The organism is Rhizobium anhuiense bv. trifolii, assembly GCF_024346605.1.
GTDB classification, from domain to species: domain Bacteria; phylum Pseudomonadota; class Alphaproteobacteria; order Rhizobiales; family Rhizobiaceae; genus Rhizobium; species Rhizobium anhuiense.
In genome coordinates this window covers 146013-169662 of sequence record NZ_CP098803.1, presented here as the reverse complement: position 1 = coordinate 169662, position 23650 = coordinate 146013, and the positions used below count along the sequence as shown (strand labels likewise).

Sequence of the window (23650 nt, the reverse complement as noted above, 5' to 3'; positions counted from 1 at the left end):
CGTCTTCCTCAACCTCAACGCGGCGTTTGCCACGTCCCTCGCCCGCGAGCGGGTTTGGGTGAGGGCAATCCCACGGCACGAACAAGACAGCCTCAGCTACTTATCGTTTGATGCAAATGCTTGGGGTACAAGACAAGCATCACGAAACACTAATTGGTCGACTATTTCAGAATCGTGAAACCCTGCGCGGCGAAGAAGACGGCGGCCGTGTCGGATTTCAGGAAGTCGAGATAGGCTGCTGCATCCGGGCTCTTGCTCTCGGCAAGGATTGCGATCGGATAGATGATCGGCGGGTGGGAATCGGCCGGGAAGGTGCCGACGACGGCGACACCCTTATCGGCTGCGGCATCCGTCTGGTAGACGATGCCATAAGGCGCTTCGCCGCGGGAGACGAGGGCAAGGGCGGCGCGCACGCTTTCGGTGCCGGCGACCTTGCTTTCGACCGATTTCCAGACGCCGAGCTTTTCGAGCGCGGCCATGCCATATTTGCCGGCCGGAACCGATTTCGGCTCACCCATGGCCAGCTTGCCGTCACCCAGCAGTCCTGCAAGATCGAAGCCCTGCTTGATCTCGACCGGTTTTGCCTTGGCCTTTTCGGCAACGAGCACGATGCGGTTGCCGAGCAGATTGGAGCGGGTATCGGCCTTGATCAGGTTTTTCTTGGCGACGTAATCCATCCAGTCGAGATCGGCCGAGATGAAGACATCGGCAGGAGCCGCGTTTTCGATCTGCTTGGCCAGGGCTCCGCTCGCCGCATAGGAGGCGACGGTTTCCTTGCCGCTTTCCTTGGCCCAGGCGGCGTTGGCGGCGTCGAGCGCATCCTTGAGGCTGGCGGCCGCAAAGACGGTGAGCTTTTCGGCTGCGGCAGCAGGCGCCGGAAGCGCTGCCGCGCCAAGCCAGAGGGCTGCGATCGCGGCGGTTGCCTGTTTCATCCATCGGCGGCGGTTCTGCATGATGTCTCCCCAGGTTTCGAAATATTGCGACGAATATAACGGGTGGGGTGCTTTGGCTAGGGATATATCCAGAAAAATATAACCATATCGGGCCTGCGTGTTCGCAACGCCCAATGGTTTTGGCATTGTTGAAGTGCATGGCTCGAACCGCAGCATGAGATCCAAAGGGGCGGAAATATCCAAACGACAGTTGGCAGACCGCAACGATTCCCGGCGGTAGAGTATGCTCCGTCGATTTCTGCCAAGAAAAACGGCAATGCCAAAGCCATAAGGCTGCACAGGATTGCAAGTGACGCATTGCTGCAATGCAACAATCGATATTCATCTTCCTGCGAAATATGGTACAACACACTCATCGAAACGGCTTCTCCTCCTCCCATAGCCGTTCGGTAGGATCGACAACACTCCTCCTCCCAGTTGTCGATCGAGTTTATAAGCCCGACGGATCTCCTCCCCCGTCGGGCTTTCTCGTTTTCGGGACATCCTTGGAAATCAAACTAAAGCGCGTCGCCGGGCGACGAGCCGTTGCGGATTGCCGTCGAGCTCAGGCCGGAGCGCGGCCCGTGGATGAAGGTCCAGGCCGGCGCACGCTTCTTCCAGAGAAGACGGGCATCATCCTCGTCGACCCGGGCGAAATCGAAGGTCCTGGCCATTTTCGAGGAGAGGAAGGAGAGCGTCGCACCTGGCCGGTCGATCACCGCGATCGGGAAGGTGCGGGCAATCTCCTGCCATTTCTGCCATTTGTGAAAGGTCTGCAGGCTGTCGGCGCCCATGATCCAGATGAAATGCACATGCGGATTGCGGGCCTTGACGCGGGCAAGCGTGTTGGCAGTGTAGCTGACGCCGAGCGTCTGTTCGAAGGCCGTCACCTTGACGCGGGGGTCGGCGGCGACACGCTCGCTTTCGGCAATACGCTCGGCAAGCGGGGCGAGCTGGTTGCGGCTCTTCAGCGGATTGCCCGGGGTGACCATCCACCAGAGCTGGTCGAGGCCAAGCCGCTTGAGGGCGATCTCGGCGACCAGCGCGTGGCCCTGATGCGGCGGATTGAACGAACCGCCAAACAGACCGACGACCATGCCGCGCTCGCTGTGCGGCATGCGGAGATAGTGCCGGTCCACATTCTCAATCGTCACGTCTGGCTCGGTCGTCACCTCAGGGCCGCGTCTGTCCGGCACCATGCACCCGATATTTGAACGAGGTGAGCTGTTCGACGCCGACAGGACCGCGGGCATGCATCTTGCCGGTGGCAATGCCGATTTCCGCACCCATGCCGAACTCGCCGCCATCGGCAAATTGCGTCGAGGCATTGTGTAGCAGGATTGCTGAATCGACTTCGGTGAAGAAACGCGCGACGACGTCAGGGTCCTCGGCGATGACGGCCTCGGTATGGTTCGAGGAATAGGTCTGGATATGGGCGATGGCGCCCGATATGCCGTCGACGACGGCAACCGAAATGATCGCGTCGAGATATTCGGTCGACCAATCCTCCTCGGTCGCGGGCTTCATGCCGGGTGCGACCTTCAGCACCGTTGCCGAAGCGCGGATCTCGCAGCCGGCCTGCGCGAGAACCTCGAGCAGCGGCGTCAGATGCGTGCCGATCGCGGCGCCATCGACGAGCAGGGTTTCGGCCGCGCCGCAGATACCGGTGCGGCGCATCTTGGCGTTGACGACGATCTTCTTCGCCATTTCGATATCGGCCGAGGCATCGACATAGATATGGCAAAGGCCTTCGAGATGGGCAAAAACCGGCACGCGGGCCTCGTTCTGCACGCGGGCGACCAGGCTCTTGCCGCCGCGCGGCACGATGACGTCGATCGCGCCCTCCAGGCCGCGCAGCATGGCGCCGACGGCAACGCGGTCGGCGACCGGAACGAGCTGGATAGCATGCTCTGGAAGTCCTGCCGCCTTCAGGCCTTCAACCAGGCAGACATGGATAGCCTGCGATGAGCGGCGCGAATCCGAGCCGCAACGCAGGATGACGGCATTGCCCGCCTTGAGGCAGAGGGCGCCGGCGTCCGCCGTGACGTTCGGCCGGCTTTCGAAGATGACGCCGATGACGCCGAGCGGCGTGCGGACGCGCTCGATCTTCAACCCGTTCGGCCGGTCCCAGGCGGCGATGACTTCGCCGACCGGATCGGCAAGCGCGGCAATGGCGCGGATGCCCTCGGCCATTTCGGCCACACGCTTGTCGTTCAGCGTCAGCCGGTCGACGAAGGAGGCAAGCATTTCGGTGCCTTCGATATCCTTCAGGTCCTTGGCGTTCTCGGCAAGAATATGCGCCTTGTTCGCCAGGATCGCATCGGCCATGGCGTTCAGCGCCCTGTTCTTCACCTCGGTGGACGCAAAGCTCAGCGGTAGTGCGGCAGCCCTCGCCTTGCGGCCGATGTCGTTCATCAGCACGTCAATGTCAGGGCCTGGCGCCACGGTATCAAGCATAGCTCGCGTCCTTCTTCTGCCTTTCCGATTTCGAACCGATCTGGGCGGTCATGACCATGTCGTCGCGATGGACCATGGCGGCGCGCCCGGCATAACCGAGGATGGCGGCGATTTCCGCCGATTTGCGGCCGGCGATCCGGCGGGCGTCGTCGGCATCGTAGCTGACAAGACCGCGGCCGATCTCGCGGCCCGCCGGGCCGATGATCGCCACCGTATCACCGCGGCTGAAGAGGCCGGAAACGCTGCGCACGCCGGCCGGAAGCAAGCTCTTGCCGGCCCCGAGTGCAACGACGGCGCCGTCATCGACATGCAGTTCGCCGGCCGGCTGCAACTGCCCGGCAATCCAGGTCTTGCGGGCGGTGACAGGCGTGCCAGACGGCGCGAACCAGGAGGAACGCGCGCCGTTTTCGATTGCCGACAGCGGGCTGTCGGTCTTGCCCGACGCGATGATCATGGCGCAGCCCGATGTGGTGGCAATCTTGCCGGCATCGATCTTGGTGCGCATGCCGCCACGCGAAAGCTCGGAGGCCGCACCCCCGGCCATTGCCTCGATCTCCGGCGTGATCGCGGCAATCGTCTCCAGGAACGTTGCGTTCGGATCGAGATGCGGCGGCGCGGTATAGAGGCCGTCAATATCGGAGAGAAGAATGAGCAGGTCGGCGCCGGTCATGGTCGCGACGCGGGCGGCGAGGCGGTCGTTGTCGCCGTAGCGGATTTCGCTGGTGGCAACGGTATCGTTCTCGTTGATGATCGGCACGGCGCCGATTTTCAAAAGCTGATTGATGGTGGCGCGGGCATTGAGATAGCGGCGGCGTTCCTCGGTATCTCCGAGCGTCAGCAGGATCTGGCCGGCGACGATCTCGTCGTGCGACAGGCTTTCCGACCAGGCACGCGCCAGCGCGATCTGGCCGACGGCGGCGGCGGCCTGGCTTTCTTCCAGCTTCAGCGCGCCCGAGGGCAGGTCGAGCACCGAGCGGCCGAGCGCGATCGCGCCCGAGGAGACGACGAGCACATCGATGCCCTTGGCCTTCAGGCCGGCGATATCGGCGCACATGGCGTCGAGCCAGGCCTTCTTCAGCCCGGCCCTGCGATCGACCAGCAGCGCAGATCCGATCTTGATGACGATACGGCGGTAGCGGCCGAGCGGCTTACGGCTGGTCATCGGCCTCGTCCTCGCCCTGAACCTCGCCCTTGTCCTCATCGGAGACGACCATGTCGCGATGGCGAAGCTTCGGCACCTTGGCCGGCTTCTCCTCGGTATTGGCCTCGACGATGATGTCGCGCAGGGCGCGCAGGACCTCGGTCATGCCCTTGCCGGTGACGGCCGAAATCTGGAAGGGCGTCTTGCCGCAGGCCTTGGCCAATTCCTTGGTCTTCTTCTTCAATTCGGCATCGTCGAGCAGGTCGATCTGCGACAGCGCCACGATCTCAGCCTTATCCGTCAGCTCGTTTCCATAGGCTTCGAGCTCGTGCTTGACCGTCTTGTATGCCTTGCCGACCTTTTCCTCCTGGGCGGAGACGAGGTGGAGCAGCACGCGGGTGCGCTCGACATGGCCGAGGAAACGGTCGCCGATGCCGACACCTTCATGGGCGCCTTCGATCAGGCCCGGAATGTCGGCGAGGATGAATTCCCGCTCGTCGATGGTGGCAACACCGAGGTTGGGATGCAGCGTGGTGAAGGGGTAGTTGGCGATCTTCGGACGGGCGCGGGTGACGGCAGCCAGGAACGTCGACTTGCCGGCATTGGGCAGGCCGACGAGGCCGGCATCGGCAATCAGTTTCAGCCGCAGCCAGAGGGTCTTTTCCTCGCCGGGCAGGCCGGGATTGGCCCAATCCGGCGCCTGATTGGTCGAGGTCTTAAAATGGGCGTTGCCGAAGCCGCCATTGCCGCCATGGGCGAGGCAGAAACGCTGGCCTTCGACGGTGAGATCGCAGATCAGCGTTTCCCGGTCTTCCTCGAAGATCTGGGTGCCTACGGGAACCTTGAGCGTCACGTCGCTTCCATTGGCGCCGGTGCGGTTCCTACCCATGCCATGGGTGCCGATCGTCGCCTTGAAATGCTGCTGATAGCGGAAATCGATCAGAGTGTTCAGTCCGTTGACAGCCTCGACCCAGACGTCGCCGCCGCGTCCGCCATCACCGCCATCCGGGCCGCCGAACTCGATGAATTTCTCGCGCCGGAAGGAAACGCTGCCGCCGCCGCCGTCTCCGGACTTGATATAGACCTTTGCTTCGTCGAGAAATTTCATTTTACTTCCAATATTCAGTGGCAGTTGGACGGCCGTCTTGGCCCATTCGATATAGGCGGTTCCGACGGAGGTCAAAGATTATCGTGAATTTCGTGAGCTATAACATACAGTACGGCTTCGGTCTCGATGGCAGATACGATCTGCCGCGCATTGCCCGGAGCCTCGAGGGGGCCGATGTCATCGCGCTGCAGGAGGTGACCCGCGGCTTCTCCCGCAACGGTTTTGCCGATATGGCGGCTGATGTTGCCGCCTTCTTTCCCGACTATTTCTGGGTGTATGGGCCAGCCTGCGATATGCATGTCGAGGCAGCCAAAGAGGGGCTCCGGCCGGTGCCCGGCACGCGATTCCAGTTCGGCAACATGGTGCTGTCGCGCTGGCCTGTTATCTCCACCCGGACGCTGCTTCTGCCGCGCAGCCGGACGATTGGCAAGATCAACCTGCAGCGCGGCGCAACCGAGGCGGTGATCAAAGCACCCGGCGGCGCGTTCCGCGTCTACTCCGTCCATCTCGACCATGTCTCTGCCGACGAGCGCATCCGCCAACTGCAATTCCTGAACGCGCAGATCAATGCCTTCGTCCAGGAGGGCGGGTCGCTGACGGGAGGCGGCGAATTCGATCTGCCGGAGCCGCCGCTGCCGGAAGATTACGTCATCATGGGCGATTTCAACATGGAGCCGGAATCGCCGGAATATTGCGCGCTTGCCGGTGCCGGCGGCGGATATTACGGCCGTATCGCCAGGGTCGGCACGCCGATCGACGCCTTTGCGGCGCTCTCGGCCTATCGGCCGGGGAGCTACAGCTGGATGGATCCCGAAGATCACGGCAAACGCATGCATCTCGATTATTGCTTCGTCAGTTGCGGCCTTGAGGGCCGGTTGAAATCCGCCCGGATCGATACGCAATCCGAGGGCTCCGATCATTTTCCCCTATGGGTTGAGATCGGGGATTGAGGGAGACGCCGCCGGGGCGGCGTCTCCTTTTCGGTTATGCGACCTTCCGCGGCTGCAGCATGCCCGGCTGCAGCACGGTTTCGATGTGCGACACCATGGTGTTGCGGGCGAAACAATAGATTTCGCCGCAACCCGTCATGCGGAAACCGAGCTTCTCCTGTAGTCGCAGCGAGGCCGGGTTGTCGGCGAAGACGCCGGAATGGATCGGCGTCTCCGGCATGCGGCGCGAGAAGCGCTCGATGATCGCCGCCACCGCCTCGCTCATATAGCCGCGCCGCCAGTAGTAGCGGTTCAGCCAGTAGCCGAGGTGCCAGCGGCCGTGGCGCAGCTCGATCGAGACGTTGCCGATATGGACATCGTCCTGACCGGTGATCGCCAACGGCCAGTCGGGCAAGGTGCCCGAGGTGACCGGGATCAGCCAGTCCAGCGCATCCTGCCGGTCGAACGGCGCGGGTACGCGGGACAGCATGCGCGTGACCGCGAAATCGGAGAGCGATTCCGCGATCGCAGGCGCATCGCTCAGCCTGTGCGGGCGGAGCGTCAGCCTGGCGGTCGAGATGACCGGCGCGGGGCCGGGCATCATCGGCTTGAGCTCAGGCCTTTGCAGCGCGGTCGTGCTCATGCGATGTTCCCCCAGCTTCGGAGGGACATCCAGGTCTTGCGGTCGAGCCTGTACCATTCGACCGGCACGTTGCTGCCGAGCGCCAGCGAGGCAGCGAGCCCCGATCCCTGGAACTGGAAACCGCACTTCTGGATGACGCGGCGCGAGGCGACGTTCATCACCCGGCAGCGCGCATCGATCTGATCGACGTCCTGGCGGGTTCTGAACACCATGTCGACCAGGGCATGGCAGGCCTCGGTCGTATAGCCCTTGTTCCAATAGGGCTCGCCCAACCAGTAGCCGATCTCGACGGTTCTGCCGTCGGCATGCGGCTCGACGCCGCAGCAGCCGATAAAGGCGCCGTTTTCGGCCTTGGTGATCGCATAGACGCACTTGCCAATCTCGCCATTTTTCGTGCGACGCACGAAGTCAGCAGCATCATTGGCGGTATATGGGTGCGGCATACGCGATACCATGGTGGCGACTTTGGCGTTGTTGGCGAGATGGGCAAGGGCGTCGATGTCTTCTTCGTGGGGCGCGCGCATGACGAGCCTTTCCGATAACAAGACAGGGCAATCGGTCCTTAACCGCTCCGGCCTCAGCCGTTCTTCGGAAGACCGCTGGTCTTCCCGGGGCGACCGTGATTGGTCTGCCCTTAACAATTCGCCTTGCATGGTTCAGTCCTCCTTGAGGGGTAAAGAAAAAGGGGAGATGGCGCCCCATCTCCCCTGTTTTCTAGACTGAACCTGATACGGCCAGCCGGGTCGATGAGACGCCGGCTGTTTTTGAGCGCTACCGGCTTATTCCGCTGCTTCCGCTTTCGGCATGACAGACACGTAGACGCGACCGTTGGCCTTCGTTCGGTAGTTCACATTGCCGGCGGTAAGCGCAAAAATCGTGTGATCCTTGCCGAGGCCGACGTTGGAACCCGGATGCCACTGCGTCCCGCGCTGACGCACGAGGATGTTGCCTGCGATGACGGCTTCGCCGCCGAACTTCTTCACGCCAAGGCGCTTGGATTCGGAATCGCGACCGTTGCGTGAGGAACCGCCAGCTTTTTTGTGTGCCATTGGAGTTCTCCTTTAAACCTTGTCCCGTTGATCTTACTTGGCAGCCACGATGTCCGTGATACGGACGACCGTGTGATGCTGACGATGGCCGCGCGAACGCTTCGAATTCTGACGGCGGCGCTTCTTGAAGGCGATGACCTTCTTGCCGCGGTTCTGTTCGACGACTTCTGCCTTGACAGAGGCGCCGGTAACGAAGGGCGCACCGATCGCAGCGTCGGCGCCTTCGCCGATCACGAGCACTTCGGTGAATTCAATGGAATCGCCAGCGGTGGCTTCCAGCTTTTCGATGGTCAGCACGTCGTTGGCTGCCACACGGTACTGTTTACCGCCGGTCTTGATGACTGCGAACATTTTTTATCCTTTCATGTTCGTTCCAGCTCTCCTCGCTCGCTGAGCAAGGTGGCCGTCTTTTTATCAGTCGAAGTTAAGCAGGGATTTCAGAGGGAAACCTCGAACTCTTCCTGCCGGTGAAACGCCCCACGCAAGCGCAGGACAAGCAAGGCACGGATTTCTCCAAACCTATTGCGCAGCCGAGATACGCGAGCGACAAAAAAGTGTCAAGGCAAAAGGATGGAATGCTTCGACTTTTCGGCTTGCCAACCTGTCATATGCTCGTTATGAGAACGCCCGCGCCGAACAAGCGCCGACCAGACCGCGGAGAGGTGGCAGAGTGGTCGAATGCACCGCACTCGAAATGCGGCATACCTGCAAGGGTATCGTGGGTTCAAATCCCACCCTCTCCGCCATAACGCTTCAAGCGCATAATTTTCCTGCAAACCGCTGAAATACCGAGACATCAGAGCGGGAAGGCGCCGTAGCTCTTTCGGCGGACAAGCGGATGCCGGACTGCGGTGTCGCAGTTCCAGTGCGGATGCGTCAATAATCAATCTGGGCGAATTGCTTTTTAAGGCATTGCTGATGAAGTGCCGGCATGACAAAGCCGCCCCGCAAGCCTTCCAAGCCGCTGCTCGGTGAAGCCTACGAGCCGCTCCGCAGCCGACCGCACTGGCTGCGAGATCCCGCTCAGCCCAATCTTCCTCTCGATCCGATGCCGGACGACCCGGATTTGAACCAGGCCGAAGGTCAGCCATACCCGCAGCGGGCGACCGACCGGGACATGGCGGCTCGCAACTTCCTGAGCTTCAACACGGCGATCTTGCTGGGGATCTTGTTCATTGCGATCGTCTTCAGGTTCCACAAGATCACCTTGCCGCTGGTCGACGGCTTCAGCTGGCGCGAGGTCAGCACCGCAATGATGGCCGACAATTTCCAGCAGCGCAGCTGGAACATCTTCTTTCCGGAGGTCAGCTGGACCGGGCCCGGGCCAAGCTATCAGGGCCGCGAGTTCCAGATCGTCAGCTATCTCACAGCCCTGCTCTACCAACTGTTCGGCTGGCACGACTGGTTCGGCCGCATGGTTGCGGCCTTCTTCAGCCTGGTGACGGTGTTTTCGCTGCACAGGCTGACGGCGCGCTGCTGGGGCGAGATGCACGCCCACGCGGCAGCACTTGCCTACGCGCTGATGCCGGCGTCGATCATGATCGACAGCTCGTTTCTTCCCGATCCCGCGATGCTGGCCTTGGTCACTCTCGGCGTCTGGCTGTTCGTCAGATATTGGGCCGGCGGCAGCGGTTGGCTCTTGCCGTTCGCCACGGTCAGCTTCTCGCTCGGCGCACTGTCAAAGCCGCCAGGCCTCGCTGCCGGTGCCATTATCTTCTATCTGATGGTCTGCTGGATTCTGGAGAAGAAGTGGAAGCAGGCGAGTGGGGTCTTCCTGTCGGGGCTCCTGAGCCTGGCCGTCATCGGCGCTTATTTCAGCTGGGCGATTTATCTCGGCCGCAGCTATCCGCCGTTTCATGTCGCCGGCACCGGCGGCTATATCTGGGAGGATGGCTTCCGGACATACCTCAGAAACAGGTTCTATTTCCAATCCGCGTGGAACACCTCGGCTTTGTGGTTCTACGGCTATCCGTTCATGGTGCTGTTTGCGGTCGGCTTGTGGATACCGCCCAGACCTGCCGAAGACCCTAGGCGACGCACCCTTTCGCGCATTCCCTATGTGTGGCTGGCTGCGGCCGTGATCGTCTATCTGGCGGCGGCCGGCGAGATCACCGGCAATGTGTGGAACTTCCACATCTTCCATGTACCGGTCGCGATATTCTCAGGCCGCGGCGCGCTTCTTCTGGCAACCCTTGCATCGAGAACCGTTCTAACGCCGGCGGTCGTGCTTCGCTCGATCTGCATCGTGGCGGTCGCACTTGCCTGGTCGACCCTTCCCCTCGTCAGGACGATGAAGAAGCCAATCGCCATGAAGGGCAAGCTGCTTGGCGAGGAACTGGCGCGGCTGGCGCAACCGGGCGACCTCGTCGTCGCCATCGCGCCCGAGGTCGGCGATCCCGTCGCAATCTACTACAGCAGGGCGCGGGGCTGGGTGTTCCCGCCCGGCGGAGGCGATGAGGAATGGTCGAAATTCGTCGCCGATGACGCCATTGCGATCGCGCAGCTGGAGGAGTTGCGCGCGCAAGGCGCGGATCTGTTCGGCGTTGCCAAGAACGCCACCGACAAACAGGACCTGCTGTTCGTCGAGCATCATGACGGGGTCATCGACTATCTGGACAAGACCGCAACCAAGCTTGTGGATTCGGATGATTTGCTGGTCTACAGGATCACTCGTCCATGAGAGCCGACAACAGTCGCTGCGGGCGCTCTCATTGTATGTCAGAGCCGTTTGATCTCTGTTTTATTGTATTTTCTTCACCCAGACTCCGACCTCATCGCCGCTGCTCAGATCGGGCTGCACCAGCCCATCGATCATGAAGGTCGGCGAGACATGGATGCCGTTCTGCCGGGCATATTTGCAATGCCATTTGATCTCCCGGTCGAGATCCGGAATTGCGAAGGCCTCCTTCAGCCTGACGCCGCTGTAGGTTTCCAGGCGCTCGATGGTCTGGTTCGGCGTCACGTCCATGTTCGGGCCGCCGGCATGGCGTTCAAACTCGAAATCCTCGCGATGGGCGGCAATGGCGGCCATCACTTTCTTGGCTGTCTGCTTGCCGCCTTCCAGCGTTGAGGCTGCGATGATGCAGCGGACAAGGACGCCCGAATACATATGCCAGGGTTGCGACTGCAGACGGATCTTCACGGTGATCCTGTCTTCGCCGGCTCGGCTCAGCAATTCGTCGAGCTTGTTGAACGCCCTGACCGAATAAGGGCAAGTCGGCTCCAGAAAGGCTTCGAAGATGCGGGAGCCAGTTCCCCAGGTGAGCGGATCTGCGTGCCAGGCGGTGGTCGTCATGGGATTCCTCTCTGAAGGCAGGGTATTTGAAGCGACTTAGGTCACCAGGCTCCAGAAGCCATGCTTCTTGCCGTGCCGGCGCTTGAGGTCCGCGACATAGACGTCATGGGATCTTGTGTTGCCAAAGTCATCGATATGAGGCGTAAGGGACGCGCAGTCCGAAAGATGCCTTGCGGCGTGTTTATAGCGGCTGGGCCTGTTGTTATCGAGGGCGAAATCGATCATGGAGCGCAAGAGAATGGTCGCCGCGAGCGGATGTTTCTCCGCCAGAGCTTCGGCCGCCGGCGTCATCAGCTCATAGAGATCGCCGTCGAGTTCGGCTTTCCTGATCACCACCAGTTTTGCCGCCTCGGCAGGCGCCGGCCAATTCAGGAAAAAGGCAAGCGCCTGATGGACGTTCGGGAAAGCCCGGGCATGGGCAAATGCCTTCTCCTCGGCGTCGAGATCGTCGAAATCCGGCAGCCGCTTGAGGAAAGCCCTGAGATGCTCGCCATCCAGCGCCTGCTCGAAGCGCCCCCATCGATAGGTTTGGGCCTCTTCGGCGCGCCCCAGGGCCTCGAGCGCGGCGACGCGAGCGAGCTGCCATTCGAATGGCATGTTGGCCCAGCCTCTCGCGTCGGCCTCATCCAACGTCTCAAGCGCTTCTTTCGCCCGCCCGGCCGAGAGCAGGCGATTGGCGATATCGGCCGCAATCATCGGCGCCTTGCGCGTTTCCTCGGGGTGCTGGCCAATGTAGGCATCAACATCGCCCTGGGCGTCGGCAATTTGCTGTAAGGCCATGCGCACCGTCAGATCCCGGTGAGTGCCGTAGATCTCATCCTCGTAAATCGGGCCTCCCGCGCCCCAGCCGATGACCTTGCGCTCATCTTCCGCCGGCTTGTCCTTCGGCTCCTTGGACCATTGGACGAAGAGGGTTTTCAACCGATCGATACCATCCTTGCCGAGGGCCGGCACCATCGCCGCAAGCAGGTTGTCGTACTGGCCGTAACCATTGTCCTGCACGGCTTTGAACACCTTATCGGCCAGAACATTGACGTCAATTTTGACGAGCCTGGCGATTGCAGCAGCATCCTCGCAAGCCCGGTGAAAACTTTGGATCAGTGAGCCGCCGCGGTCGTTGGATCTTTCAAAGATCGAATCCGCCATTGCGAGGAACTGCCATATCAGTTCGAAAGCCTCCCGGGGATCATCGGCGGCAATCGTCTCTGAGATCGTCTTGCGTTGAGTTTCCAGATCGGTCTTCAGCGCCTTCGCTTTGTGCCAGTTTATGACGGTGCGAGCGCGGGTAATGCTGGCAAGCCGCTTTCGCACCTCACGCGCCACTTCGGCGCTGCCGTGATTGCCGGCAAGCTCCATTCGAAGCCGTCGCTTGTGGGCGGCGCTGCCCGTGCTGATCTCGATCAGCAGCTCGGCAAGGCGCTGGACACCGAGGGATTCGAGATTCTTGGCATTGAGTGTTGTCTTGGCTGCCATCGGTCATCGCTGTCGTTTCTGCGGCTGACCCTACCCTGGAGCCGGTACGAGGCCAAGGTCGGGGAATGCATGCGAGGGATAATCCCCTGCTCCTCGATATTAGCTAAAAACTAACGCTGCCTCGTAACGACTCCTAAAGCCGGTTTTGGCACCTTGTTGCCTGTCGAATATTGCTTCCAAATTTCTCGCTGGGGTTGATTATGAGTCATAATAAGGACGCCTGGGTCAGCCAGCGCGCTTATTCGCTGTGGGAATCGGAAGGCAGGCCGGATGGGCGCGGGGAAAGCCATTGGGCGCAGGCGCTACGGGAGTTCGAGCAGCTGGAGCTGACGAAGGCCTCGCCTGATGGAAATGATCTTATCGAGAAGCTGAAGGCCGCGGGGCGGCTGATGCGTGTCTATGACGAGACGGTTCCCGCCGTCGAGAATGACCGGCAGATCAAGGCGGTTCGCTAGCCTGTATTTATAATCCCTGGGTTGCCGAAATATTCAGCGGCATTCCAGGCGGACGATCGGCCTTGCCGGCAGGCGTCTTGCCACTTCGACGAAGCCGGCATCCAGAAACATCGAGAGCGCTCCCGGATAGAGCTCGGCTCCGTTCGAAGCGCGGGCTGCCTGATCGACGGGGTAGGCTTCGAGGCATTCAGCGCCATTCGCGTTTGCGAATTTGACGGCGTGTTTCAATAACAATCGCGACAGGCCCTGCCGCCGGAACGGTTTGCGGACGATGAAGCAATTGATCGACCAAACCGGCTTGTCGTCGACCGGCGCGAAGGGCTTTGAGCGGCGCAGCCGGTCGAATACGGCGCGCGGCGCGATACCGCACCATCCGGCCGGCTCGTTCTCGTGGTAGCCGAGAATGCCTGGCGGGCGCGGCCCGGCGACGAGGCTTCGAAACCAGTTGCGATTTCCCTCGCCCCATCCTGCCTTGTAGTCGGCATTCGGAAGATACCAGTAGGCGCAGCGACAATTCCGGCCGCCCGAGCAATCGTCGAACACCTCTTCTAGATCAGCCAGGCGGTCGGCGGTGGCGGGGAAGAAAGAGAAGCGATCCTGCATCCGGGCAAATTATGACGCAGACGGACGATCGGCAAGCGGTCGCCCGTGCCGGACGATCAGGCGAGGTTGCTCTCCAGCTTGAAATACTCATTCTTCAGCGGCCGACGTCGCCCGGCTGTCGCCGCCGGTCGGCATTCTCCGGCGCGCGGCCCGTCCTGACGCTACTGGCGTGCGGCCCAGCTCAAACCCCGCCGCAGGATGAGCGGCATATAGGGATGGTCGAATTCGGCAGCGATATGGCCGAGGGCGGAATAGAAGATGCGGCCGGCACCGAAATGGCGCTTGAAGACGACGGGCATCACGACATTGCGGGCCGCCGGATCGTAGGCACCGGTGAAGGTGGTGGTCGCAAGGATTTCGACCGTGGGATCATAGTGGAGATAATATTGCTCGGAACGGTAGTCGAAGTCGGGAATGCCCTCCATCACTGGATCGTCCTGGCGGGTGACGGCGACACGGAAGTCGATGATATTGCCGGGATGGGCCACCCAGGTGACGCCGGAAACATATCGGAAAGGCGCGCTTTCCTTGAAGGACGTGGCAAGGGCGCCGTGATGGCCGGCGAGCCCCAGCCCGCCGCGCACGGCTTCGACCAGGGCCGCGGCATGAGGCTTTTCGAGCGTTTCGCCGGTAATGATGGGCACCAGCAGATCGGCCTGCGCCAGCGTCGGTGATCCGAATATTCCGAGATCGCCGGTCACCTCGACCGTAAAATCGTCTTCACGCAGCAGGTCGGCGACGATATGAGCGCATTGCTCCGGCTCATGACCCTGCCAGCCGCCCCAAACGACCAATGCCTTTCTCATTCGTGCCCTCCCTGGCTGATGTTGCAGACCGTTGCATCACATGGTGGTACAAGGCCCTTAGATCGGGCGGCTATGCAAATCACGCGAATAATTTTCGAATATCGCCGATGCGGCCCAAATTGCGGGGCGGGCGGCGTCATTGTCGTTCGGCGTTGGAGTTGAAGTCATCGATAGGGCCGCCATGGCGACGAATCGCGCATCGATTGAAGTGGCATCGGCAATTGACGTATTGTCTGTTCACGCCGATCGCAGTTCTTTCTTTTTATTGACGTGTATCTCGTCTAGGTTTCCCTCATCTCTCACGAAGAATAGGGTGGTGCATGGCAGGTGAAACGGTTCTTGTTGTCGGCGGCGCCGGCTATATCGGGTCGCATACGTGTCTCGACTTGGCGAACAAGGGTTATACGCCTGTCGTCTTCGACAATTTTTCGAACGGCCATCGCGAGTTCGTCAAATGGGGGCCGGCCGAAGAGGGCGATATTCGCGATCGCGCCCGGCTGGATGAGGTGCTGGCAAAGCACAAACCGGCGGCGATCCTGCATTTCGCGGCGCTGATCGAGGTTGGCGAATCGGTGAAAGATCCGGTTTCGTTCTACGAGAACAATGTGATCGGCACGCTGACGCTGCTTTCGGCGGCACAGGCTGCCGGCATCAACGCCTTCGTCTTCTCCTCCACCTGCGCCACCTACGGTCTGCCGCAGAGCGTGCCGCTCGACGAGACGCACCGGCAGGTGCCGATCAATCCCTACGGGCGGACGAAATATATCGTCGAACAGGCGCTTGCTGATTACGACCAATATAAGAGCCTGCGCTCGGTGGTGCTGCGCTATTTCAATGCGGCCGGCGCCGACTTCGAGGGCCGGATCGGCGAATGGCACCAGCCGGAAACGCATGCGATACCCCTGGCGATCGACGCAGCCCTCGGCCGCCGCCAGGGTTTCAAGGTGTTCGGCAGCGACTACGAGACCCGCGACGGCACCTGCGTGCGCGACTATATCCATGTGCTGGATCTTGCCGATGCGCATGTGCGCGCCGTCGAATATCTGCTGAAGGGCGGCGATTCCGTCGCGCTCAACCTCGGCACCGGCACCGGCACGACAGTCAGGGAATTGCTCGGCGCGATCGAGGAAGTGTCGAACCGGCCTTTCCCCGTCGAATATATCGGCCGTCGTGAAGGCGATTCGCATACGCTGGTTGCCAATAACGACAAGGCGCGCGACGTGCTCGGCTGGGTGCCGCAATATGATCTGTCCGAGATCATCCGCTCCGCCTGGGCCTGGCATGCAAAATCCAACCAGCATTGAGAAGGCGCGCCGGCCGAACATCCTGCTGATCACGGCCGACCAGTGGCGTGGCGATAGCCTGTCGGCCGTCGGTCACGCTTGCGTAAAGACACCTGGTGTCGATGCGCTGGCGCGGGAAGGCACGCTCTTCCGGCGGCACTATGCCGGGGCGGCACCCTGCTCGCCGGCGCGGGCCACACTCTATACCGGCCTTTATCAGATGAACCACCGCGTCTGCCGCAACGGTTCGCCGCTCGATGCCCGCTTCGACAATCTGGCGCTCGCCGCCCGGCGGGCCGGATACGATCCGACCCTGTTCGGCTACACGGATACCGCGCCCGATCCGCGCGGCATGGATGCCGGCGATCCGCATCTGACGACCTATGAAGGCGTGCTGCCGGGCTTTACGGCCCGCCAGCTTCTGCCCGAGCATGAAAAACAGTGGCTCTCCTGGCTCAGGTCCCGCGGCCATGCGAATGCCGTCAGCCGCGACATCCATATTCCGGTCGGTGCCGAAGCAGGCGAAATTTCAAATGCGGCGCCGGCCTATTCGCGCGACGAGACCCAGACGGCGTTCCTGGCCGGCGAGTTCATTCGCTGGGTGGGCGAACAGGACAGGCCGTGGTTTGCACATGTCTCTTTCTTGCGTCCGCATCCGCCATTTTCCGTGCCGGAGCCGTTCAACCGGATGTTCAAGCCCGACGAGGGACCGGCTTTTGCCCGCGCTGCAAACCGCGACGCCGAACAGAATAGTCATCCTTATCTCGCCTACGAGATGCCACGCTCTGGCAAGGGCAACTTCATCTACGGGGCAACGGGGCCGCTCAGCGGCTGGAACGCTGAGGATTTTGCCGCGATCCGGGCGATCTATTACGGGATGATATCAGAGGTCGATGCGCAACTCGGCCGCATCTGGCAAGCCCTGAAGGATGCGGGCGCCTGGGACGACACGCTTATTGTCTTCACCTCGGACCACGCCGAGATGGCGGGCGATCACTGGATGCTCGGCAAGGGCGGTTTCTTCGACGGCAGCTATCATATTCCTCTTGTCATTCGCGATCCCGCAAGCAGTGCTGCGGGTAGGGTCGTCGACAAATTCACCAGCGCTGCCGATATTTTTCCCACCCTTTGTCAAAGGCTCGGCATCGACGCGAAGAACGGGCTCGATGGCCAGTCGCTCATGCCGTTTGTCAGGGGTGGGAGCGGACCGGGCTGGCGGGACGCGGCATTCTGGGAATTCGATTTTCGCGACATTGCGCATGGCGAGGCGGAGCGGCATTTCGGGCTCCGGTCCAACCAATGCAATCTGGCGGTGATCCGCGACGGACGGTTCAAATATGTGCATTTTACCGCATTGCCGCCGCTGCTCTTCGATCTTCTCAACGATCCGATGGAACTCGACAATGTCGCAGCGGATCCGGCCTATGCGGCGATACGGCTCGATTATGCCGAGAAGCTTCTGTCGCTGCGGGCACGGCATCTCGACCAGACGCTTGCCTATACCGAGCTGACGGAAAGAGGGCCGGTGACGCACCGACCCTGGTAGAGCATTGCCGTCTTCTTCGAATGACGGCAATGCTCTCTTTCTCTTTGTACGCAATTCCCGGCACAAGCGTTTCACGCTTTGCCTGGCAAAACCGCTGCACATTTTTGCTGGAATTGCTTTGTTCAGCCGAGATAATCGCGCTTGCCGATCGGGGCGCCCTGGTTGCGCAGAATGGCGTGAGCCGTCGCAACGTGGAAATAGAAGTTCGGCAGGGCGAAGGTGGCGATATATTCGTCACCGGGCAGCACGATACCGCTCTTTCCCGGCAGGGTGATCTGGCGGGTTTCCGTGCCTTCCAGCGCTTGGGCCGAGAAGCCGGCGAGATAGGCTTCGGTTTTTGCCAGGCGCTCGCGCAGGGCATCGAGCGTCGTTTCGTTGTCTTCGAACTTCGGGGCGTCGGTCGCGGTCAGGCGGGCGAGCGCGAATTTGGCGGTGTCGCTGGCGCGCTGATATTGGCCGGAGAGCGGCAGCATGTCGGGCGCAAGTCGAGCGGCGACCAATATGGCGGGATCGATATTCTTTTCCCTGGCATAGGCTTCGGCCTTGTCGAGGTAGGTTTTCAGGCTGGCGATGCCGCGCTGGAACATCGGAACGGTGAGGCGGTAGATCGAAATGGACATGTGTCCTGTCTCCAAAATCTTCAAATGATTGGGCCGCGGCAAAAGATCAAAGATGCCTGCGGCTCTGGGCCTGTCTTCGACCTCGCATAGATGGATGCTCGCTTCGTCTTTCACAACGGCGGAAATGCAGGTGCTGGCCGTGAAGGCCCACGGCATTGCGCTTCATCCATATCCGGTCGCCGCTAAAGAGGCTTGACGCCGTTCCCAGAAAATGGAATGAATATTCCGCAGGGCGGATTTGACGGTTTGTTTGTTCCGTTTTGCAGAGCGCCGCGGGAGAGGTGGCGCGGGGAAGTTGCGGCTTCAGGGCAAATGCCTGGAGCTCCGGCGTGAGGAGGGTGCAGCCGGGCACCGCTTTGTGGAGGAAGTGAAATGAAAAAGTTTATCCTGGGCACTGCGATGGCGCTCGTCATGTCGACGGCGGCTCACGCAGAAACCGTCGGCGTCTCGATGGCGAAGTTCGACGATAATTTCCTGACCGTTCTGCGCAACGGCATGACCGATTATGCAAAGACACTCAGCGGCGTGACGCTGCAGGTCGAAGACGCACAGAACGACGTGTCCAAGCAGCAGAGCCAGATCCAGAATTTCATCGCCTCCAAGGTCGATGCGATCATCGTCAACCCTGTCGATACCGATGCGACGACGGCGATGTCGAAGCTTGCGGCCGATGCCGGCATTCCGCTGGTTTACGTCAACCGTCAGCCGGTCAATGTCGACACGCTGCCGGAGAAGCAGGCTTTCGTCGCCTCCAACGAGCAGGAATCCGGCACGCTGGAAACCAAGGAAATCTGCCGCATTCTCGGCGGCAAGGGCAAGGCCGTGGTGATCATGGGCGAGCTCTCCAACCAGGCTGCGCGCATGCGCACCCAGGACATTCATGACGTCGTCAAGACGGATGAATGCAAGGGCCTGGAGATCGTCGAAGAGCAGACGGCCAACTGGGACCGCACCCAGGGCGCCGACCTGATGACCAACTGGCTCTCCAGCGGCATCGAATTCGACGCCGTCATCTCCAACAACGACGAAATGGCGATCGGCGCCATCCAGGCGCTGAAGGCAGCCGGCAAGGATATGACCAAGGTCGTCGTCGGTGGCGTCGACGCCACCCAGGACGCGCTTGCCGCCATGCAGGCGGGTGATCTTGACGTCACCGTGTTCCAGGATGCCGCCGGCCAGGGCAAGGGCTCGCTCGATGCGGCGCTGAAGCTTGCCAAGGGCGAAAAGGTCGACAAGAAGGTCTATATTCCCTTCCAGCTCGTCACGCCTGAGAACGTCAAGGACTTCGTCACCAAGAACTGAGGCGAATGCCAAGCAGGATGCGGGCCTTGCCCGCATCCTTTCCGCCTGTCCGTATCCGGAGGAGATGATATGGCCGTCAGCCCGACAACCATGGCCGCCGTGCGCGCCAGTGGTGCAGTTCCGAATGCGGAATATCTCTTGAGCGCCGAGGGCGTTCGCAAGGAATTTCCGGGTGTCGTCGCGCTCGACGACGTGCAGTTCCGGCTGAAGCGCGCCTCGGTGCATGCGCTGATGGGCGAAAACGGCGCCGGAAAATCGACACTGATGAAGATCCTCGCCGGCATTTATATCCCCGACAAAGGCGATATCCGCCTGAAAGGGGTCGAGATTCGGCTGAAATCTCCGCTCGATGCGCTGGAGAACGGGATTGCCATGATCCATCAGGAACTGAACCTGATGCCGTTCATGACGGTCGCGGAAAATATCTGGATTCGTCGCGAACCGAAAAACCGCTTGGGTTTCATCGATCACGGCCTCATGCATCGCATGACCGAGGAGCTGTTTGCCCGGCTCAATATCGAGATTGATCCCGATATCGAGGTCCGGCACCTGTCGGTCGCCAACCGGCAGATGGTCGAGATCGCCAAGGCGGTTTCCTATAAGTCCGACGTGCTGATCATGGACGAGCCGACCTCGGCGCTGACGGAGCGCGAGGTCGAGCATCTTTTCCGTATTATCCGCGACCTCAGGGCCCAGGGCATCGGCATCGTCTACATCACCCACAAGATGAACGAGCTTTTCGAGATCGCCGATGAGTTCTCCGTCTTCCGCGACGGCCGATATATCGGCACGCATGCCTCGACCGACGTCACCCGCGACGACATCATCCGCATGATGGTCGGGCGCGAGATCACCCAGATGTTTCCCAAGGAAGAGGTGCCGATCGGCGAGGTCGTGCTCTCCGTCAAGGATCTCTGTCTCAAGGGGGTCTTCCACGACGTTTCCTTCGATGTCAGAGCCGGCGAGATCCTCGGCGTGGCAGGCCTTGTCGGTTCCGGCCGATCGAATGTTGCCGAAACGCTGTTTGGCGTGACGCCGGCAAGCTCCGGCTCGATCGAACTCCACGGCAAGCCGGTGACGATTTCTTCTCCGACCGAGGCCATCCGTCACCAGATGGCGTTCCTGACCGAGGACCGGAAAGATACCGGCTGCCTGCTGATCCTCGATATTCTCGAGAATATGCAGATCGCCGTTCTGCAGGACAGATACGTCAAGCGCGGCTTCGTGCAGCAGGGCGCTATCGAGGCAACCTGTGAAGACATGGCAAAGAAACTGCGCGTGAAAACGCCCAATCTTTACGAGCGGGTGGAAAATCTTTCGGGCGGCAACCAGCAGAAGGTGCTGATCGGACGCTGGCTGCTCACCAATCCGCGCATCCTTATCCTCGACGAGCCGACGCGCGGCATCGATGTCGGCGCCAAGGCGGAAATCCACCGGCTGGTCGTGGAGATGGCGCGCAACGGCGTGGCGGTGGTGATGATCTCGTCCGAGATGCCTGAGGTTCTCGGCATGAGCGACCGCATCATGGTCATGCATGAGGGACGCGTGACCGGTTTCCTCAATCGCGACGAAGCAACGCAGATCAAGGTGATGGAACTGGCTGCGCAGTGATGCGTCACCGGCAATCGCCCAAGGGAGGTTTGACATGACTACCAAGGCAGCAGAGGGCGGAGCCCCGCTCGCAACCCGGCAAAGGCGGCGGCGCATACCGACCGAGCTCAGCATTTTCCTCGTGCTCGTCGGCATCGCGCTCATCTACGAGGTGCTCGGCTGGATGTTCATCGGCCAAAGTTTCCTGATGAATTCGCAGCGCCTGACGATCATGATCCTTCAGGTCTCCGTCATCGGCATCATCGCCGTCGGCGTCACGCAGGTCATCATCACCGGCGGCATCGACCTTTCGTCGGGCTCTGTCGTCGGCATGACGGCGATGATTGCAACAAGCTTCGCCCAGTCGTCGACCTGGGGACGGGCCGTCTTTCCGTCGCTGACCGACCTGCCGGCTTTCGTGCCGATCATAATCGGCCTGCTGATCGGAGCGGCAGCCGGTCTGGCGAACGGCGCACTCATCGCCTATACGAAGATCCCGCCGTTCATTGCAACGCTTGGCATGTTCGTTTCGGCCAGAGGTGTCGCCAAGTGGTATACGAAGGGACAGCCGGTTTCCGGGATCACCGAACAGTTTCATTTCATCGGAACGAAAGCCTGGCCGGTTGTCGTCTTCCTGGTCGTTGCGCTGATCTTTCACATTGCGCTGCGCTATACCCGCTACGGAAAATTCACCTATGCGATCGGCGCGAACCCGCAGGCGGCACGCGTGTCCGGCATCAACATCGAGGCGCATCTCGTCAAGGTCTATGTGATTGCCGGATTGCTTGCCGGTCTCGCCGGGATCGTCACGGCGGCACGTGCTGAAACCGCACAGGCCAGCATGGGCGTCGGCTACGAACTCGACGCGATCGCCGCGACCGTCATCGGCGGCACCTCGCTGACCGGCGGCGTCGGGCGCATCACCGGCACCGTCATCGGCACCATCATCCTCGGCGTCATGACCTCCGGCTTCACCTTCCTCAGGATCGACGCCTATTACCAGGAGATCGTCAAGGGTCTCATCATCGTCGCGGCTGTCGTCATCGACGTCTACAGACAGAAGAAACGACGCAAGCACTGATCTCTCATGGTTTTTTACGGGGGCTTCGGCCCCCGTTCTGTTTTCCGCACCATGACGGATTTTAAAAAAAGGGGTGGCGAATCCCGTCAGCTTTTCTATTCTGCCGCTTCATTCGCCCTCTACGGCGCCGCGCGTCTGAAAAGACGCGCTACGGAGGCTGTAGCACTTTGAATGCTGCATAATTTGTCCTTAAATCGATTCCGATTTAAGGAATTATGCAGTAGGGCAGCGCAGGAAGACAGATGCAATTCGTATTTGACGGTCACAACGACGTTCTCCTTCGACTCTGGACACATTCAAATGACGGCAGCGATCCGATCGCAGAATTCGCGGACGGCACGACGGTCGGCCATATCGATGCGCGTCGGGCCAGAGAGGGCGGTCTTTCCGGCGGTCTCTGTGCCATCTACATTCCCTCGGGCGATCTCGTCTTCGCCGATCCGGATGCCAACGGTCGCTATATCACGCCGATGGCCGCCCCCCTTGATCCGCTGCCTTCCCTTGCCATTGCCAATGAAATGGCGGCGATCGCGTTGCGGCTCGACCAGGCAGGCGCCTGGCGGCTCTGCCGGACGGTGAAAGACATCCGCGGCGCCATGGTGGACGACATTTTCGCCGCCGTCATGCATATGGAGGGCTGCGAGGCGATCGGCGCCGATCTCTCGGCACTCGAGGTATTCTACGCAGCGGGGCTGCGGTCGCTCGGGCCGGTCTGGAGCCGGCACAATGTCTTTGGTCACGGCGTGCCCTTCGCCTTCCCGATGTCGCCGGACACAGGCCCCGGCCTGACCGATGCCGGCTTCGCACTGGTCAGGGAATGCAATCGCCTCGGGATCCTGATCGATCTGGCCCATATCACCGAGAAGGGTTTCTGGGACGTGGCGAAGACGACGGACCAACCGCTGGTCGCCAGCCACTCCAATGCCCATGTGCTGACGCCGGTCGCACGAAACCTGACGGACAAGCAGCTCGATGCGATCCGCGAAAGCCGCGGGCTCGTCGGCATCAACTATGCGACCGCCATGCTGCGTGCCGACGGCCGCTCGGACAGCGATACGCCGCTTGCCGACATGATCCGCCATATCGACTATCTCGTGAACCGCATCGGCATCGAATGCGTGGCGCTCGGATCGGATTTCGACGGGGCCACCATTCCCGAGGAAATCGGTGATGCGGCTGGCAATCAGAAGCTGATTGCCGCTCTCAAAGAGGTTGGCTATGCTGATGCCGACCTCGCAAAACTTGCCCGTGAAAACTGGCTTCGCATTCTGGCCCAAGCTTGGCGGGAGGACCGCGCCTAAGCCTTTCCTAATCCAATCAAAAAACAGGGGAACAGA

At 61.0% G+C, this 23650-nt stretch carries 23 protein-coding genes and 1 tRNA gene; 10 read left to right on the top strand and 14 right to left on the bottom strand.

Features of this window, described 5'->3' with window-relative positions:
- Nucleotides 1–161: 161 nt before the first annotated feature.
- The 5 genes from modA to obgE form a co-directional block, all read right to left on the bottom strand.
- Entirely contained in the window at nt 162–953 is a 792-nt protein-coding gene (gene modA, locus NE851_RS09450; RefSeq protein ID WP_254960042.1) for a molybdate ABC transporter substrate-binding protein, read from the bottom strand.
- 497 nt (nt 954–1450) lie between these two features.
- Nucleotides 1451–2131, bottom strand: a complete 681-nt coding sequence (locus NE851_RS09445) for a nicotinate-nucleotide adenylyltransferase (RefSeq protein ID WP_254960041.1) — start codon at nt 2129–2131, stop codon at nt 1451–1453.
- A complete protein-coding gene (locus NE851_RS09440) occupies nt 2106–3389 on the bottom strand; it encodes a glutamate-5-semialdehyde dehydrogenase (protein WP_254960039.1) in 1284 nt (427 codons plus the stop codon). Before NE851_RS09440 ends, NE851_RS09445 begins: the two co-directional genes overlap by 26 nt.
- A complete protein-coding gene (gene proB, locus NE851_RS09435) occupies nt 3382–4551 on the bottom strand; it encodes a glutamate 5-kinase (protein ID WP_047615805.1) in 1170 nt (389 codons plus the stop codon). Before proB ends, NE851_RS09440 begins: the two co-directional genes overlap by 8 nt.
- The gene (gene obgE, locus NE851_RS09430; RefSeq protein WP_028757230.1) at nt 4538–5638 is read right to left on the bottom strand and encodes a GTPase ObgE; all 1101 of its coding nucleotides are present in this window, start codon (nt 5636–5638) and stop codon (nt 4538–4540) included. Before obgE ends, proB begins: the two co-directional genes overlap by 14 nt.
- An 83-nt stretch (nt 5639–5721) precedes the next feature.
- Here obgE and NE851_RS09425 point away from each other — a divergent pair, with 83 nt between their 5' ends.
- Nucleotides 5722–6588: an endonuclease/exonuclease/phosphatase family protein gene (locus NE851_RS09425; RefSeq protein WP_047615803.1), complete on the top strand. Its 867-nt coding sequence runs from the start codon at nt 5722–5724 to the stop codon at nt 6586–6588.
- 34 nt (nt 6589–6622) lie between these two features.
- Here NE851_RS09425 and NE851_RS09420 read toward each other — a convergent pair whose 3' ends face one another.
- The 4 genes from NE851_RS09420 to rplU form a co-directional block, all read right to left on the bottom strand.
- Nucleotides 6623–7210, bottom strand: a complete 588-nt coding sequence (locus NE851_RS09420) for a GNAT family N-acetyltransferase (RefSeq protein ID WP_127431132.1) — start codon at nt 7208–7210, stop codon at nt 6623–6625.
- Nucleotides 7207–7863 (bottom strand): GNAT family N-acetyltransferase, encoded by a 657-nt coding sequence (locus NE851_RS09415; RefSeq protein WP_047615800.1) that lies wholly within the window; start codon nt 7861–7863, stop codon nt 7207–7209. The genes NE851_RS09420 and NE851_RS09415 overlap by 4 nt, the downstream gene beginning before the upstream one ends.
- A 126-nt stretch (nt 7864–7989) precedes the next feature.
- On the bottom strand, nt 7990–8259 hold the full coding sequence (gene rpmA, locus NE851_RS09410; RefSeq protein ID WP_003567620.1) for a 50S ribosomal protein L27: 270 nt from the start codon (nt 8257–8259) through the stop codon (nt 7990–7992).
- Nucleotides 8260–8292: 33 nt separating this feature from the next.
- Nucleotides 8293–8610: a 50S ribosomal protein L21 gene (rplU, locus tag NE851_RS09405; protein WP_003543907.1), complete on the bottom strand. Its 318-nt coding sequence runs from the start codon at nt 8608–8610 to the stop codon at nt 8293–8295.
- A 305-nt stretch (nt 8611–8915) separates the two neighbouring features.
- Here rplU and NE851_RS09400 point away from each other — a divergent pair.
- Together NE851_RS09400 and NE851_RS09390 are read left to right on the top strand one after the other, a co-directional pair.
- Nucleotides 8916–9005, top strand: a tRNA-Ser gene (locus tag NE851_RS09400).
- A gap of 302 nt (nt 9006–9307) precedes the next feature.
- Nucleotides 9308–10939 (top strand): ArnT family glycosyltransferase, encoded by a 1632-nt coding sequence (locus NE851_RS09390; RefSeq protein ID WP_028757234.1) that lies wholly within the window; start codon nt 9308–9310, stop codon nt 10937–10939.
- A 60-nt stretch (nt 10940–10999) separates the two neighbouring features.
- Here the strand turns inward: NE851_RS09390 and NE851_RS09385 are convergent, their stop codons facing one another.
- Both NE851_RS09385 and NE851_RS09380 read right to left on the bottom strand, forming a co-directional pair.
- Complete coding sequence (locus NE851_RS09385) at nt 11000–11554, bottom strand: DsbA family protein (RefSeq protein ID WP_028758422.1); 555 nt, start codon at nt 11552–11554, stop codon at nt 11000–11002.
- A gap of 36 nt (nt 11555–11590) precedes the next feature.
- Complete coding sequence (locus NE851_RS09380; RefSeq protein ID WP_254960017.1) at nt 11591–13027, bottom strand: DUF6880 family protein; 1437 nt, start codon at nt 13025–13027, stop codon at nt 11591–11593.
- 200 nt (nt 13028–13227) lie between these two features.
- On the opposite strand from NE851_RS09380, the gene NE851_RS09375 reads away from it, so the two are divergent.
- Nucleotides 13228–13482 (top strand): DUF2934 domain-containing protein, encoded by a 255-nt coding sequence (locus tag NE851_RS09375; protein ID WP_028757237.1) that lies wholly within the window; start codon nt 13228–13230, stop codon nt 13480–13482.
- Between the two features lie 33 nt (nt 13483–13515).
- On the opposite strand, the gene NE851_RS09370 is transcribed toward NE851_RS09375, so the two are convergent.
- Both NE851_RS09370 and NE851_RS09365 read right to left on the bottom strand, forming a co-directional pair.
- On the bottom strand, nt 13516–14085 hold the full coding sequence (locus NE851_RS09370; RefSeq protein ID WP_063473851.1) for a GNAT family N-acetyltransferase: 570 nt from the start codon (nt 14083–14085) through the stop codon (nt 13516–13518).
- A gap of 161 nt (nt 14086–14246) precedes the next feature.
- A complete protein-coding gene (locus NE851_RS09365; RefSeq protein WP_063473850.1) occupies nt 14247–14891 on the bottom strand; it encodes a ThuA domain-containing protein in 645 nt (214 codons plus the stop codon).
- Nucleotides 14892–15211: 320 nt separating this feature from the next.
- Between NE851_RS09365 and galE the strand changes: the two genes are divergently transcribed.
- On the top strand, nt 15212–16195 hold the full coding sequence (galE, locus tag NE851_RS09360; RefSeq protein WP_028757679.1) for a UDP-glucose 4-epimerase GalE: 984 nt from the start codon (nt 15212–15214) through the stop codon (nt 16193–16195).
- Nucleotides 16173–17720: an alkaline phosphatase family protein gene (locus tag NE851_RS09355; RefSeq protein WP_097544583.1), complete on the top strand. Its 1548-nt coding sequence runs from the start codon at nt 16173–16175 to the stop codon at nt 17718–17720. Before galE ends, NE851_RS09355 begins: the two co-directional genes overlap by 23 nt.
- A 122-nt stretch (nt 17721–17842) precedes the next feature.
- Here NE851_RS09355 and NE851_RS09350 read toward each other — a convergent pair whose 3' ends face one another.
- A complete protein-coding gene (locus NE851_RS09350) occupies nt 17843–18340 on the bottom strand; it encodes a DUF1993 domain-containing protein (protein ID WP_028757739.1) in 498 nt (165 codons plus the stop codon).
- Between the two features lie 372 nt (nt 18341–18712).
- Between NE851_RS09350 and NE851_RS09345 the strand changes: the two genes are divergently transcribed.
- The 4 genes from NE851_RS09345 (at nt 18713) to NE851_RS09330 (ending at nt 23614) form a co-directional block, all read left to right on the top strand.
- Nucleotides 18713–19642 (top strand): sugar ABC transporter substrate-binding protein, encoded by a 930-nt coding sequence (locus NE851_RS09345; RefSeq protein WP_127431130.1) that lies wholly within the window; start codon nt 18713–18715, stop codon nt 19640–19642.
- A gap of 69 nt (nt 19643–19711) precedes the next feature.
- The gene (locus tag NE851_RS09340; RefSeq protein WP_028757414.1) at nt 19712–21253 is read left to right on the top strand and encodes a sugar ABC transporter ATP-binding protein; all 1542 of its coding nucleotides are present in this window, start codon (nt 19712–19714) and stop codon (nt 21251–21253) included.
- Nucleotides 21254–21287: 34 nt separating this feature from the next.
- Entirely contained in the window at nt 21288–22313 is a 1026-nt protein-coding gene (locus NE851_RS09335; protein WP_028757415.1) for an ABC transporter permease, read from the top strand.
- A gap of 242 nt (nt 22314–22555) precedes the next feature.
- Nucleotides 22556–23614, top strand: coding sequence for a dipeptidase (locus tag NE851_RS09330; protein WP_254960011.1), 1059 nt, complete (start codon nt 22556–22558; stop codon nt 23612–23614).
- Nucleotides 23615–23650: the final 36 nt, after the last annotated feature.